The organism is Xanthomonas sp. LF07-6, assembly GCF_034105445.1.
Classification (GTDB): Bacteria; Pseudomonadota; Gammaproteobacteria; order Xanthomonadales; family Xanthomonadaceae; genus Xanthomonas_A; species Xanthomonas_A sontii.
Genome location: NZ_JAXGGI010000007.1, coordinates 153,977 through 168,025, shown reverse-complemented (window position 1 = coordinate 168,025; position 14,049 = coordinate 153,977). Strand labels below are relative to the sequence as shown.

Genomic DNA, 14,049 nt, shown 5'->3' with positions numbered 1-14,049 from the left:
ACGGCAGACCAGGTCTGCCGGGCGGCCCGGTTGCGCAAGGCCGGTCGCCCGACACGGCACCCCGGCGCTAACGGACCGTCATCGTGCTCCCTCTATACTTGCCCGATGAATGCCTCATGGACCGATGCCACGCTGGAGTGGATCGCAGCACACCCCATCCTGGCCGGCGCGGTCATTTTCGCCATCGCGTTCTGCGATGCGGTCATCATCCTCGGCACCCTGGTGCCGGCGCTGCCGCTGCTGTTCGCGATCGGCGTGCTGATCGGCCTGGGCCAGATCTCCGGCCCATACGCGGTGGTCAGCGCCGCGCTCGGCGCGCTGATCGGCGATGCGCTCAGCTACTGGGTCGGCTATCGCTGGGGCCATCAGCTGCGCAACTACTGGCCGTTCAAGCGCTATCCGCAGTTGCTCGACCGCGGCGAGGCGATGTTTCGCCGCAATGCCTTCAAGAGCATCCTGGTGGCGCGCTATGTCGGCGCCATCCGTCCGTTCGTGCCGGCAGTGGCGGGCATGATGAAGATGCCGCTGCGGCGCTATCTGCTCCCAAGCAGCGTGGCCGCGGTGACCTGGTCGCTGCTGTTCCTGGGACCGGGCTGGCTGCTGGGCCAGGCCTACGACGCGGTGGCCGCGGTCGCCGGGCGCCTGTTCCTGGTGCTGGGCCTGCTGGCGCTGGCGCTGGGCCTGGTGTGGGCCATCGTGCTGTACGGCTACCGCTGGTCGGCCGGGCACATGGACGCACTGCTGGCGCGCGGCCTGGACTGGTCGCGCCGGCACCCGGTGCTGGGCCGCTACTCGATCGCGGTGTTCGACCCGCAGCGCCGCGAATCGGTGCCGCTGGCGATGCTGGCGGTGATGCTGCTGGCGCTGGGCTGGGGCTGGTTCGCGCTGCTGATGGTGGTGGTGGCGCACGGCGAGCCGCTGCGCCTGGACCTGGCCGTGCACGACCTGATGCTGGCCCTGCGCAACCCGCTGGCCGACTATCCGATGACCGCACTGGCCTCGCTCGGCGACTGGCAGGTGCTGCTGCCGCCGACCGCATTGGGCCTGCTCTACCTGGCCTGGCGCCGGCGCTGGATGGCCGCGGCGCACTGGCTGGCGGCGCTGGCGTTCGGCCTGGCCCTGACCAAGCTGCTCGGCACCACCGTGCACGTGGTGCGGCCGCCGGCGGCCAGCAGCGGTTTCGGCTTCCCCTCGGTGGCGGTGACCATGGCCACCATCAGCTTCGGCTTCTTCGCGGTACTGATCGCGCGCGAGCTGCCCGGGCGCTCGCGGGTGTGGCCGTACCTGCTGTCCGGCGCGGTGGTGACCCTGATCGGCTTCGCCCGCCTGTACCTGGGCGCGCACTGGCTCAGCGACGTGGTCGGCGGCATGCTGTTCGGCATCTTCTGGCTGCTGGTGCTGGGCATCGCCTACCGCCGCCGCTTCAACCGCGGGTTCTGGATGAAGCCGCTGGCCTGGCTGTTCTACGGCGGCTTCGCGATCGCCGCGCTGTGGTACGCGCCGCGCCAGCTGGAACGCAAGCTGGCCAAGTTCGAACCGCCGCCGCCGCAGGTCACGCAACTGGCGGACGCGGCCTGGTGGCAGCACGACTGGCGCACCCTGCCGTCGCGGCGCAACGAGTTCGACGACGACCAACGCTGGCCGTTGGACATCCAGGTGGCCGGGCCGCTGGCGCCGCTGCAGCGCCAGCTCGAAGCGGCCGGCTGGCGCGTGCAGCCGCAGGCCGGCTGGCAGCAGGCGCTGCAGTTGCTCGACTACAAGGCCACGCCGGCGCAGGTGCCGGTGCTGCCGGCGACGCTGGACACGCGGGTCGAATCGCTGCTGATGCTGCGCCCCGGCCCGAATCCGGACGAGCTGTACGCGCTGCGCCTGTGGCCGGCGCCGGCGCGCCTGCAGCCGGGCAACGTGCCGCTGTGGCTGGGCAGCGCGCAGAGCCTGCGCTACGAGCGCCACTTCAACCTGATCGGGTTGTGGCGGCCGCTGCGCGGCGCCGATCCGGCGCTCAATGCGGTGACCGAGGCGCTGCACGCGCTGCCCACGCGCAAGGACATGCACCGCCGCAGCGAAATCCCGGTGCTGCTGGTACGCAGCGAAGGCGAAGCGCCGCCGTCGCCCTGAGCGGCGGCGGCGTTACGCCTCAATCCCTCTCGAACCGATCGGTGCCACACCGGCGCTGCGCTGCGCTGCAGGCGCCGGCGGCGGGCGATGGCGGCTACTTCACCTCGACCCGGATCGAACGCGAGTCGGTGGCACGGTCCTCCCAATGCCGCGAGTAGACGAGCTCGATCGCGCCGCTGCCGTGATCGGTGGCCTTGAAGGTGTAGGTAACAGTGCTGGGGCAACCCATGCGACCGGTGGCGCAGGCCGTGCCGGGTGCATGCTCGATGTCGAGCAGCGCCAGCGGCGCGGGCAAGCTGCGCAAGGCCCAGGCACTGCCGGTCGACCCGTTTTCGGAGAGGGTGACAGCGAACAGTTGCCCGCGCTGCAGGGCGAACGGCTTCATCGACGGCGCCAGGCAGGTCTTGGGCGACACCTGATCGGCATTGCCGGTGACCAGGGCGATGGAACCGCGCGGGCAGTCGGCCTGGCCGGCTGCGGCTGCGGGCGCGGGGGCCGTCTCGGCGGCGATGGCGGGCAGGCTCGGACAGCCGCCGGCGGACAGCAACAACAGCAGGAAGGAACGCTTCATACGAAGTCCTCGATCGTGCGTGGATAGGACGTCAGGCCGCCAGGGCGGGATGCCGTTGCCGGCGGCCGGGCGCGGCCGCCGATCGCTGCCAAGCGTGGCCCGCGCCTGCTAGCGGCGCGCTGAATGCCGGCTGCGGCGCGCACGTGGCCCGCCTGTGGCATGACCCATCGAGAACAACGCGCGGCGATCGTGGCGATGATGGCGCAGCGCCGCACGGATGCCGGCCGCCGCGCTCCACGTCAGGCCAGGACGGCGACACCGCCCTCGCCTGCCTCGCTCAGGGAATCCAGGCCAGCAACTGGTCCAGTCGCGCGTGCGGGTCGTCTTCCTGCAGCAGCGACAGGCGCTGGCGCTCGTCCAGCGGCAGCAGTTCGGCCATGCGCCAGCCGACCCAGGCGGCCTGGTCGAGCTGGCGCGGGCCGGCCAGCGGATACACCGCGGCGGCCTGGTCGAGAATGCTGTCGAGCACGGTCGCCAACAGCGCATGCTGCGGACGCAGTTCGTCGTCGCCATCGGCCTCGCGCCATTCCACGTCGCCGACCACCAGGCCGTTGTCGCGGACCCGGCTGCGCAGCACGTGGAAGCGCCGCGCGCCGCGCAGGCTCAGCACCAGCACGCCATCGGCGCCGACATCGAAATCGACGATGCGCGCCTCGGTGCCGAACGCCGCCGGCACCGCCGGGGCGCCGGTCTCGCTGCCGTCCAGGATCAGGCACACGCCGAAGCCGCTGTCGCTGCGCCCGCATTCGCGGACCAGGTCCAGGTAGCGGCGCTCGAACACCCGCAGCTTGATCGAGGCGCCGGGCAGCAGCACCGCGTGCAGCGGGAACAGCGGCAGCGTGCTCCGCTGCGCGCTCACGCGCCAGCTCCGCCGTGCCCGACGACGCTCATTGCAGCGCGGCCAGGAAGCGACGCGGCGCGCCGTCGAAGCCGCCGTTGGACATGAACACCACGTGGTCGCCGGCGCGCGCCTGCGCCTGCAGCGCGGCCAGCAGGGCGTCCACGTCGGGCGCCGCGCAGGCCTCGCCGCGCACCGCGGCGATCACCTTGCCCGCATCCCAGGCCAGTTCCGGCCGCTGCAGGAACACCACCGCGTCGGCGGCCTCCAGCGACGGCGCCAGCGCTTCGGCATGCGCACCCAGCCGCATCGAATTGCTGCGCGGCTCCATCGCCACCACGATGCGCGCGGCACCGACCTTGGCGCGCAGGCCTTCGAGCGTGGTGCGGATGGCGGTGGGATGGTGGGCGAAGTCGTCGTAAACGGTGATGCCCTGCGCCTGGCCGAGCACTTCCAGGCGCCGCTTGACGCTGCGGAAGCGCGCCAGCGCCGGCATCACCTGCGCCGGCACCACGCCCACCGCATGGGCGGCGGCCAGCGCGGCCAGCGCGTTCATCACGTTGTGGCGGCCGAGCAGCGGCCAGTCCACCTCGCCCAGTTCGCGGCCCTGGTGCAGCACCGCGAAGCGGCTGCCGTCGGCAGCGATCAGACGCGCGCTCCAGTCGAAGCCGGGATCGAAGCCGAAGCGCTCCACCGGGGTCCAGCAGCCCATCGCCAGCACCTCGCGCAGGTGCGCGTCCTCGCCGTTGACGATCAGCCGCCCGCGGCGCGGCACGGTCCGCACCAGATGGTGAAACTGGCGCTGGATCGCGGCGACGTCGGGGAAGATGTCGGCGTGGTCGTACTCGAGGTTGTTGAGAATCGCCACCAGCGGCCGGTAGTGCACGAACTTGCTGCGCTTGTCGAAGAACGCGGTGTCGTACTCGTCGGCCTCGACCACAAACAGCGGGCGGCCCTCCAGGGCCGGCTCCTGATGTCCTTCTCCCTCCGGGAGAAGGTGGCGCGCAGCGCCGGATGAGGGTTGGGCGACCGGCAACCCCAGCCGCGCGGACACGCCGAAATCCTCGGCCACTCCGCCGATCAGAAAGCCCGGCTCGCGCCCGGCGGCCTGCAGCAGCCAGGTCAGGATGCTGGTGGTGGTGGTCTTGCCGTGAGTGCCGGCCACGGCCAGGGTGTCGCGCCCCGGCAGCACCTGTTCGCTCAACCATTGCGCACCCGAGGTGTAGGCGCGCCCGGCGTCGAGCACCGCCTCCACCGCCGCGTTGCCGCGCGACAGCGCGTTGCCGACGATCACCTGGTCGCAGTCCGCGGCGATGTGCTCGGGCAGGTAGCCCTGCTTCAGCGCGATGCCAAGGTGTTCCAGCTGCGTGGACATCGGCGGGTAGATCGCCTGGTCGCTGCCCTCGACCGCATGGCCGAGTTCGCGCGCCAGCGCGGCGACACCGCCCATGAACGTACCGGCGATGCCGAGAATATGGATCTTGCTCATGGCCGGATTGTCGCCGATCCCCCGGCGCACGCAAACCGGCGCAGGTGCGGCCGTTGGCCGTGGCAGGCAGGCCGTGGGACCGATCCGGGGCAATCGTGGCGCGGCGCCGTCAAGTAGGGAATCCCCCACATCCGCTGAGGAAAGTCCCCGATAGGCAAGTCGGGAGCCGACGCCGAGAATGAACGGGCCAGCCTCGACACCCTGTGGTTCTACTCCCCAAGAGACCATCCCCAAGGGAGCTCATGTCGTGGGGCTCTGAGCAAGCCCGTTCGCTGGCACCTTCTTTCCCCGATCCCTGCCCTCCATTGGCAGGCGGGATGCGCGCCCACGGTGGCCACTCGCTGTGCGCAGCGCAGCAGGACATGTCCTTACGTCGCTTTACCGCCGCAGGAGCGGTTTCAGCCGCGGCGTGCCTTACCAGGTATGCGTGTCGCGGCGGAAACCGCTCGTACGGGCGGGCGTGGCGCGTCGTGACGGGAGGCGCACCGCCACCGGTACGGCGCCGTCTGCACGACCGGCACCCGCGGCGGGCGCCGGCGTGCCGGGCCGCCTCAGCGGCCGATCGCCGCCAGGATGCGGGCGAGCACCTCGTCCAGCGAGCCGACGCCATCCACTCGCGCCAGCGTGCCGCGCTTGTCGTAGAAGCCGATCACCGGCGCGGTCGAATCGGTGTAGACCTGCAGGCGCTTGCGCACCGACTCGGGATTGTCGTCCTCGCGGCCTTCGGCCTTGGCGCGGCCGGCGATGCGCTCGACCAGCAGTTCGTTGGCCACGTCCAGCTGCACCACCGCGTCCAGCGGCTGGCCGAGCTTGGCCAGCAGTTCGTCCAGCGCGCCGGCCTGGGCCAGGTTGCGCGGGTAGCCGTCGAGGATGAAGCCGTTGCGCACGTCGTCGCGGCCGAGGCGCGATTCGAGCATGCCGAGCAGGATGTCGTCGGAGACCAGGTCGCCGCGCGCCATCACTTCCTTGGCCTGCACGCCCAACGGGGTGCCGGCGGCGACTTCGGCGCGCAGCAGATCGCCGGTGGAGATGTGCGGGATCTGCAGCTTGTCCTTCAGGCGGGCCGCCTGCGTGCCCTTGCCCGATCCGGGCGGTCCCAACAGAACCAATCGCATCAACCTGACTCCTCGAGGAAAGTACCGTGCGCGGCCGGCGGCGTTAGACTCGGGGGCCACGCCTGCGCTGCACCGCTAGATCCCCAGCTTACCGCATCCGGGCAATGTCCCGGCAATGTCCCCACCCCAGGAGCGAACCCCGACCATGGCCCAAGGCACCCTGCTGTACGCCCAGTCCGGCGGCGTCACCGCCGTCATCAACGCCAGCGCCGCCGCCGTCATCGGCGAAGCGCGGGCGCGCAAGGTCAAGGTGCTGGCCGCGCGCAACGGCATCCTCGGCGCGCTGCGCGAGGACCTGATCGACACCTCCAAGGAGTCGGCGGCGGCGATCGCCGCGCTGGCCCATACACCCGGCGGCGCGTTCGGCTCGTGCCGCTACAAGCTCAAGTCGCTGGAGGCCGACCGCGCCAAATACGAGCGCCTGCTGCAGGTACTGCAGGCGCACGACGTGCGCTACTTCCTCTACAACGGCGGCAACGATTCGGCCGACACCGCGTGGAAGGTCTCGCAGCTGGCGCAGGCGTTCGGCTACCCGCTGCACTGCATCGGCGTGCCCAAGACCATCGACAACGACCTGGCGGTCACCGACACCTGCCCGGGCTTCGGCTCGGCGGCCAAGTACACCGCGGTGTCGGTGCGCGAGGCGGCGCTGGACGTGGCGGCGATGGCCGAAACCTCGACCAAGGTATTTGTCTACGAGGCCATGGGCCGCCATGCCGGCTGGCTGGCCGCCGCCGCCGGACTGGCCGCGCAATCGCCGGGCGACGCGCCGCAGATCATCCTGTTCCCCGAACGCGCCTACGACGAGGCCGCCTTCCTGGCGCAGGTGCGCAAGGTGGTGGACAAGGTCGGCTGGTGCGTGGTGGTGGCCAGCGAAGGCATCCAGACCGCCGACGGCCGCTTCGTCGCCGATGCCGGCGGCGGCACCGATGCGTTCGGCCACAGCCAGCTCGGCGGCGTGGCGTCCTACCTGGCCGGCAAGGTCAAGGCCGAACTCGGCTACAAGGTGCACTGGACCCTGCCCGACTACCTGCAGCGTTCGGCCCGCCACCTGGCTTCGCGCACCGACTGGGAGCAGGCGCAGGCGGTCGGCAAGGCCGCGGTGCAGTTCGCGCTGAAGGGCATGAACGCGGTGATGCCGGCGATCGTGCGCAGCAGCGATGCGCCGTACCGCTGGAAGATCGAGGCGGCGCCACTGCACAAGGTCGCCAACCACGAGAAGAAGATGCCCGCCGGTTTCCTGCGCAAGGATGGCTTCGGCATCACCGACAAGGCGCGCCGCTACTTGCAGCCGCTGATCCGCGGCGAGGCGCCGCTGCCCTACGGCACGGACGGCCTGCCCAAGTACGTGGCGCTGAAGAACGTGGCGGTGAAGAAGAAGCTGCCGGCCTGGGAGGGCTGACAGCGCGGGCGCACGATCGGCATGACGTCATCGGCGCATGCCGTCGCGCGCGGGATGTCGCCGTTGGCGCCAGCCTCTGCAGGCGCTGCGCCGGACCGATCGGGGGACGCGACAGGACGCTGCAGGGGTCCTGGCGCATCCACCACGGATGTCGGATTGCCTGCAGCTTGAGAGAAGACGAGGCCACCAGGATGCGCAACACGCACGAAGACCCAAGCAGCGCGTGCGGCCACGTGCGCTTCGATTGGCACAGCGACCCCATCACCCGTGCGACGCCGGTGGACGAGCACTATCGCAACACGCAGAACGTGCGCCGCTTCCTCGTGACCATGTGCGGCGACGGCTTCGCGTTCGACCGCGCGTTCATGGCCTGGATCAGGAATGGCGTCGCCAAGACCATGGGCGACGTCGCCGACGAATGGCGGCGACGGCACACCGGCAACGTGCCGACCTGAGGCTCCGCGCGCGCCGCATGCGACGGATCGGCGACGGTCAAGAAGTGCGACAGCAACGCAAAGCGCAAAGCCGCCAAGCCTGTCCTGGATCCTGCTTTACGCAGGCGTCGAGGGATCGCATGCGCCGTGCCTGTGCGGCCTCACGACAGCCACGTTACCGTGGCGCATACGCAGCGCGGGTCGCGGCCGCCCTGCCTGCGCGATGCAGGGCGTGACGGCCGAGGCGGCTCGGCAATCCTCCCGCTCAGCGGCAGGCCTTGCCTTCCACCGTCATCTGCGCGGTGAACTGCGGCACCTGCGGGACCTTGCCGGCGGCCGCCTGCTGCTTGGCCTCTTCCAGATAGATCCGCGACTGGCCCTGACCATCGCGCTCGGTGTTCAGCGCCACCGGCTTGCGCCACACCCGCACCACCGCCTGCTGCGACGGACAGGCGGCGCTGGGCACGCGGATCAGATCGTTGAACTTCCAACCGGTGGCCTCGCTGGGCTTGGCCTGATCGAACTCGACCAGCCTGGCGCGCGGCTGGCAGGTCGGGCTGCTGCGCACCGCGGAGAAGCGGTAGGGCTGCGCCGCATCGCCGGTGTACTCGCCCTCGAAGCGCACGCAGGCCTCGGGGATCTGGCGGATGGTATGCACCACGCCCACCGCCTGCGGCGCGCTGGCCGGGCGCTGCAGTTCCGGGGTCGGGTCGGCGGCTGCAGCGGCCAGCGGCGCCAGCGCACACAGGCCGAGGGCCAGGATCGAGGCGCGTGCGCGCAGCCTTGGGGAAATCGTCGATTGCATCGGAGGGCTCCTGGGAAGCGATGCGCCACGCTGCCACGCACAGACTGAACCGCACGCCAAAAGTGAGACGCCCTGCCTGGTCGCTGGCGGCATCACGGAGGCAGGCGCATACTCGCCCACGTTCAGGCCAGATGACATTGCGATACGCACCAGCGGCGCGCGTTGTGGCCGCGGAGTCGTTGCATGCTTCAGCTCCTACGGTGTGATCCCCCGGTATGTCCAGCGCTTGGGCGCCATCCACATCCTTGGGAGGGGTCATGCTGGAACGATATGCGGTCACCGTGGCACTGGCGTGCGCGGCTCTGGCGGTGCTCTACGGCATCGTCTCCACGCGCTGGATCCTGGCGCAGCCCGCCGGCAACGAACGCATGCGGCAGATCGCCGATGCGATCCAGGAAGGCGCCCGCGCCTACCTCAACCGACAGTACCTGACCATCGCCATCGCCGGCGCGGTCCTGCTGGTGCTGGTCGGGGTGTTCCTGAGCTGGTACACCGCCGGCGGCTTCGCGATCGGCGCGGTGCTGTCCGGGGTCGCCGGCTACATCGGCATGAACCTGTCGGTGCGCGCCAACGTGCGTACCGCCGAAGCGGCGCGGCGCGGGCTGGCGCCGGCGATGGCGGTCGCGTTCCGCGGCGGCGCGATCACCGGCATGCTGGTGGTCGGGCTGGGCCTGATCGGCGTGGCCGGCTACTACGGCCTGCTGCAATGGCTGGGACACAGCGTGGGCGACAGCCTGCATGCGCTGGTCGGCCTGGCCTTCGGCAGTTCGCTGATCTCGATCTTCGCGCGCCTGGGCGGTGGCATCTTCACCAAGGGCGCCGACGTCGGCGCGGACCTGGTCGGCAAGGTCGAGGCCGGCATCCCCGAGGACGATCCGCGCAACCCGGCGGTGATCGCCGACAACGTCGGCGACAACGTCGGCGACTGCGCCGGCATGGCCGCCGACCTGTTCGAGACCTACGCGGTCACGGTGATCGCGACGATGCTGCTGGGCGGGCTGATGGCCGCCGAGGCGGGGCGCAACGCGGTGCTGTATCCGCTGGTGCTGGGCGGGGTGTCGATCGTCGCCTCGATCGTCGGCACCTTCTTCGTGCGCGTGCGCCCGGGCGGCTCGATCATGGGCGCGCTGTACAAGGGCGTGGTGGTCTCGGCGGTGCTGGCGGCGCTGGCGTTCTGGCCGGTGACCCAGCAACTGATGGGCGACACCGCCGCCGGTGCCGGCAAGCTCTACGGCTGCGCGCTGATCGGCCTGGCGCTGACCGGGCTGATCGTGTGGATCACCGAGTACTACACCGGCACCCAGTACAAGCCGGTGCAGCACGTGGCGCAGGCCTCGACCACCGGCCATGGCACCAACATCATCGCCGGCCTGGGCATCTCGATGAAGTCCACTGCGCTGCCGGTGATCGCGGTGTGCGCCGCGATCTGGGGCGCGTTCGCGCTGTCGGGCCTGTACGGCATCGCCATCGCCGCCACCGCGATGCTGTCGATGGCCGGCATGATCGTGGCGCTGGATGCGTACGGCCCGATCACCGACAACGCCGGCGGCATCGCCGAGATGGCGGAACTGCCGCCGGAGGTACGCGCGGTCACCGACCCGCTGGACGCGGTCGGCAACACCACCAAGGCCGTGACCAAGGGTTATGCGATCGGCTCGGCGGCGCTGGCGGCGCTGGTGCTGTTCGCCGACTACACCCACAACCTGCGCGCCGCGCACCCCACCGAAACCTTCGCCTTCGATCTATCGGACCATACGGTGATCATCGGCCTGCTGATCGGCGGCCTGATCCCCTACCTGTTCGGCGCGATGGCGATGGAAGCGGTCGGCCGTGCCGCCGGCGCGGTGGTGGAGGAAGTGCGGCGGCAGTTCCGCGAGATCGCCGGCATCATGCAGGGCACCGGCAAGCCGCAGTACGACCGCGCGGTGGACATGCTGACCCGCTCGGCGATCCGCGAAATGATCGTGCCCTCGTTGCTGCCGGTGGCGGTGCCGATCGTGGTCGGCCTGTTGCTGGGCCCGCGCGCGCTCGGCGGCCTGCTGATCGGCACCATCGTCACCGGGCTGTTCGTGGCCATCTCCATGACCACCGGCGGCGGCGCCTGGGACAACGCCAAGAAGTACATCGAGGACGGCCATTTCGGCGGCAAGGGCAGCGAGGCGCACAAGGCCGCGGTGACCGGCGACACCGTCGGCGACCCGTACAAGGACACCGCCGGCCCGGCGATCAATCCGCTGATCAAGATCATCAACATCGTGGCGTTGCTGCTGGTGCCGCTGCTGTAGCCACACGCGCAGCGGGCGTCGGCGACATGCCGGCGCCTGCTGCGCGTCCTTTGCCGCTACAGGCAGTCGATCAGGCCGTCGTTGATGCTGTGCTCGCTGTGCGGCAGCGGCGCGAACAGCGGCCGCTCGCCCGACAGCGCCGCATACAGCGCGTGCAGCCGGGTCTGCGGCTGCAGCGGGGTCCGGCAGTGCCATAGCCGCGCATCGACCACGACCCGGCCGGTGCCCGCATCGATACTGGCCTCGCTGGCGCCGAAGCTCCAGATGCACTCCCCGATCACCCCGTCGCGCTGGCGCACCGAGCAGCGATAGCGCAGCGGCCGGTAGTCGCTGTAGTCGCCTTCGCAGAAGGTGTCGCCGCAGAGCTGGTCGAAGTCGTGCGCCAGCCGTCGCTCCAGGTCGGAGAACGCCTCCCAGCCCTCGCCCGGGGCGGGATAGTCCATCGCATCCACGTAGGCCGGTTGCGCCTGTTGCGCCTGCGCAGCGCCGCAGGCCAGGACCAGCACCGCCAGCAGCGGCAGCATCGATTGCCGGATTCCGTTCATCGTCTTGCTCCTTGGGTGGGGACAGTGGCCACAGGATCGCCGCCACCCGATTCCGGCACCATCGGAATGCGCCCCATGCGGGCCGGTATGGAGTCCGAAACCGCTGTAGGAATCCTCCGAACCGCCGTGCGCTGCATTGCAACAGCCAACCGACTAGAATGCCTGCCTCTTTAGAAGCCACTCCACTGGAGCTAGCGCATGGGTCTGGAACTGGTCACCTCCGGCAAGAACCTGCCGGAAGAAATCAACGTCGTCATCGAAATCCCGAAGGATTCCGAGCCGGTCAAGTACGAAGTGGACAAGGCCAGCGGCGCCATCTTCGTCGACCGCATTCTCTCCACCCCGATGCGCTACCCGTGCAACTACGGCTACGTGCCCAATACCCTGTGCGGCGACGGCGACCCGGCCGACGTGCTGGTGGTGCTGCCGCTGCCGCTGGTGCCCGGCTGCGTGGTGCGCTGCCGCCCGGTCGGCGTGCTGAAGATGAGCGACGAGGCCGGCAGCGACGAGAAGATCCTGGCGGTGCCGGTGGCCAAGGTGTTCCAGGGCTATGCGCACATCGAGGACATCACCCAGGTGTCCGGCCACTGGATGGAGCGCATCGGCCACTTCTTCGAGCACTACAAGGACCTGGAGAAGGGCAAGTGGGTCAAGCTCGACGGCTGGGGCAACGCCGAGGAAGCCAAGCGCATCCTGCGCGAGTCCGTGACCCGATTCGAAGCCGGCGCCTGAGCCGCCGCCACGGCGGGGCGCTGCCGCCCCGCCGTGGCTGATCCGTTTCACGTTTTGCCGTTGCCGGGGCGCCGCCCTTCGGGGTTTGCGGTACATTGCGCCATGGCATCACCGAGCCCGGTCCGTCCGCGATCCGGCTCTTCTTGGGGGACAGACTCTTGCGCATCCTGTTCGTCGGCGACGAAGCCAGCCTTCCGTCCGAAGTCACTGAATACATTCGCGATCTTGGCGACGACTGGCAGGTCCAGAGCGTTGCCGACGGCAATGCCGCGATCGCCGCGGCGGCCACGGTGCGCCTGGATGCGGTGATCGCCGCGCCGACGCTGCCGGACCTGACCACCGCCACCCTGCTCGGCCAGATCCGCACGCTGAGCCCGGAAACCATCCGCATCGCGCTGATCGAGGCCGAACAGAGCAATCGCGCGCCGCCGGCGCGGATCATCGGCGTGGCCCACCGGTTCCTGCCGCTGCCGCTGTCCCCGGAAATGCTGCTGGAGGCGGTCACCAGCCTGGAGGAACTGCAGGAACTGCTGGGCAACCCGCGCCTGCGTTCCAGCATCGGCCGCATCGAGAAGCTGCCCTCGCCGCCGCATCTGTACCTGAGCCTGATGCATGCGCTGGAGCAGGACGAAGGCAGCAACGCCGCCGACCTGGCCAAGCTGGTCTCGGCCGACCCGGCGATCGCGGCCAAGGTGCTGCAGCTGTGCAATTCGGCGTTCTTCTCCAACGGCCGCACCATTTCCGACCTGCGTACCGCCGTCACCCGGCTGGGCACCGCCACCCTGCGCGACCTGGTCCTGGCCAGCGAGGTGTTCTCGGTGCAGGCGCTGTCCAACGTCGAGCGCAACGCGCTGCAGCAGCGCTCGCTGCTGGCGTCCAAGCTGGCCGCGAAGATGCTGCCGGCTTCCAGCGTGGAACTGGGTTCGACCGCGGCGCTGCTGGCCGACATCGGCCTGCTGCTGCCGGGCGTGCGCGACGAGCGCGAGCCGCCCACCGATGCCAACGATACCCGGCCGGGCCATGCCGAAGCCGGTGCCTACCTGCTGGGCCTGTGGGGCCTGCCGATGCCGATCATCGAGGCGGTGGCCTTCCATCGCCAGCCGCAGCGTTCCAGCACCCGCAGCTTCTGGGTCACCGGCGCGGTGCACGTGGCGATGGCGCTGGCCAGCGGCTCGGAGGTCGACGAGGAGTACCTCTCCAAGACCGGCATGCTCAACAAGCTGCCGAGCTGGCGCGAGCATGCCGAGAACCTGATGGGACTGACCTCTGCCTGAGCCCGACCGTGGCGCGCGCGGCCTGCCGCCGCGTGCGCCGGATGGTGCCTTCTGCACTTCGCCGGCGTCCTCGCTGCCGTTGGCACGCGTCTTTCGGCGCCTCTCGCGCCGCCATCGCGGCTCGCCAGCCGCCCAATCCGCGCGATGGTCCGCCGCGCGCCCCTGCAGTGGTGCGTCGATTGCCCCATCCCGCGTCAAGGCGAGAGTCGCTTCCCCCTGTCCCTCGCAGCGTGTAGTGGCCGCGAGAGGAACTACGTGAGGGCATCCATCCCCCACGACGGCGCGACGCGCGCTGACGTAGGAGCAGTTGCATTCGGCCACAGCGAGTTCATGACGCCGGCACGCGATGCCAAGTCGCCTTGCGTCGCATCGCCACCGGTCGCCGGACCACTGGCAGCGACGCGAACGCGAGGAAGCACCGGCCATGCGCCACGCCCCAGC

General features: G+C 70.3%; 12 protein-coding genes. 6 read left to right on the top strand and 6 right to left on the bottom strand.

The window, feature by feature from the left end; translation table 11 throughout:
• Positions 1 to 105 precede the first annotated feature (105 nt).
• Positions 106 to 2,118, top strand: a complete 2,013-nt coding sequence (locus SLW56_RS13010) for a bifunctional DedA family/phosphatase PAP2 family protein (protein ID WP_017910496.1) — start codon at positions 106 to 108, stop codon at positions 2,116 to 2,118.
• A gap of 94 nt (positions 2,119 to 2,212) precedes the next feature.
• Here the strand turns inward: SLW56_RS13010 and SLW56_RS13005 are convergent, their stop codons facing one another.
• From SLW56_RS13005 to SLW56_RS12990, 4 genes are all read right to left on the bottom strand, one after another.
• Positions 2,213 to 2,689 carry a protease inhibitor I42 family protein gene (locus SLW56_RS13005; protein WP_320694956.1) on the bottom strand — a complete coding sequence of 159 codons (477 nt, stop codon included), beginning with the start codon at positions 2,687 to 2,689 and terminating at the stop codon, positions 2,213 to 2,215.
• Between the two features lie 277 nt (positions 2,690 to 2,966).
• Positions 2,967 to 3,548: an LON peptidase substrate-binding domain-containing protein gene (locus tag SLW56_RS13000; RefSeq protein WP_152180999.1), complete on the bottom strand. Its 582-nt coding sequence runs from the start codon at positions 3,546 to 3,548 to the stop codon at positions 2,967 to 2,969.
• Between the two features lie 28 nt (positions 3,549 to 3,576).
• A complete protein-coding gene (mpl, locus tag SLW56_RS12995; RefSeq protein ID WP_320694955.1) occupies positions 3,577 to 5,016 on the bottom strand; it encodes a UDP-N-acetylmuramate:L-alanyl-gamma-D-glutamyl-meso-diaminopimelate ligase in 1,440 nt (479 codons plus the stop codon).
• A gap of 551 nt (positions 5,017 to 5,567) precedes the next feature.
• Positions 5,568 to 6,131 carry an adenylate kinase gene (locus SLW56_RS12990; protein ID WP_010343370.1) on the bottom strand — a complete coding sequence of 188 codons (564 nt, stop codon included), beginning with the start codon at positions 6,129 to 6,131 and terminating at the stop codon, positions 5,568 to 5,570.
• A 145-nt stretch (positions 6,132 to 6,276) separates the two neighbouring features.
• Between SLW56_RS12990 and SLW56_RS12985 the strand changes: the two genes are divergently transcribed.
• Together SLW56_RS12985 and SLW56_RS12980 are read left to right on the top strand one after the other, a co-directional pair.
• Positions 6,277 to 7,533 carry a 6-phosphofructokinase gene (locus SLW56_RS12985; protein WP_267092759.1) on the top strand — a complete coding sequence of 419 codons (1,257 nt, stop codon included), beginning with the start codon at positions 6,277 to 6,279 and terminating at the stop codon, positions 7,531 to 7,533.
• Between the two features lie 191 nt (positions 7,534 to 7,724).
• Positions 7,725 to 7,988, top strand: a complete 264-nt coding sequence (locus tag SLW56_RS12980) for a DUF6434 domain-containing protein (RefSeq protein WP_295914556.1) — start codon at positions 7,725 to 7,727, stop codon at positions 7,986 to 7,988.
• Positions 7,989 to 8,232: 244 nt separating this feature from the next.
• Here the strand turns inward: SLW56_RS12980 and SLW56_RS12975 are convergent, their stop codons facing one another.
• Positions 8,233 to 8,772 carry a hypothetical protein gene (locus SLW56_RS12975; RefSeq protein ID WP_148829579.1) on the bottom strand — a complete coding sequence of 180 codons (540 nt, stop codon included), beginning with the start codon at positions 8,770 to 8,772 and terminating at the stop codon, positions 8,233 to 8,235.
• Positions 8,773 to 9,029: 257 nt separating this feature from the next.
• On the opposite strand from SLW56_RS12975, the gene SLW56_RS12970 reads away from it, so the two are divergent.
• The gene (locus SLW56_RS12970) at positions 9,030 to 11,057 is read left to right on the top strand and encodes a sodium-translocating pyrophosphatase (RefSeq protein WP_017910504.1); all 2,028 of its coding nucleotides are present in this window, start codon (positions 9,030 to 9,032) and stop codon (positions 11,055 to 11,057) included.
• 56 nt (positions 11,058 to 11,113) lie between these two features.
• Here SLW56_RS12970 and SLW56_RS12965 read toward each other — a convergent pair whose 3' ends face one another.
• Positions 11,114 to 11,602 carry a hypothetical protein gene (locus SLW56_RS12965; RefSeq protein WP_267099648.1) on the bottom strand — a complete coding sequence of 163 codons (489 nt, stop codon included), beginning with the start codon at positions 11,600 to 11,602 and terminating at the stop codon, positions 11,114 to 11,116.
• A gap of 198 nt (positions 11,603 to 11,800) precedes the next feature.
• Between SLW56_RS12965 and ppa the strand changes: the two genes are divergently transcribed.
• A complete protein-coding gene (gene ppa / locus SLW56_RS12960) occupies positions 11,801 to 12,334 on the top strand; it encodes an inorganic diphosphatase (protein WP_017917485.1) in 534 nt (177 codons plus the stop codon).
• Positions 12,335 to 12,492: 158 nt separating this feature from the next.
• Positions 12,493 to 13,608: a response regulator gene (locus tag SLW56_RS12955; protein WP_267099649.1), complete on the top strand. Its 1,116-nt coding sequence runs from the start codon at positions 12,493 to 12,495 to the stop codon at positions 13,606 to 13,608.
• The last annotated feature ends 441 nt before the right edge of the window (positions 13,609 to 14,049 follow it).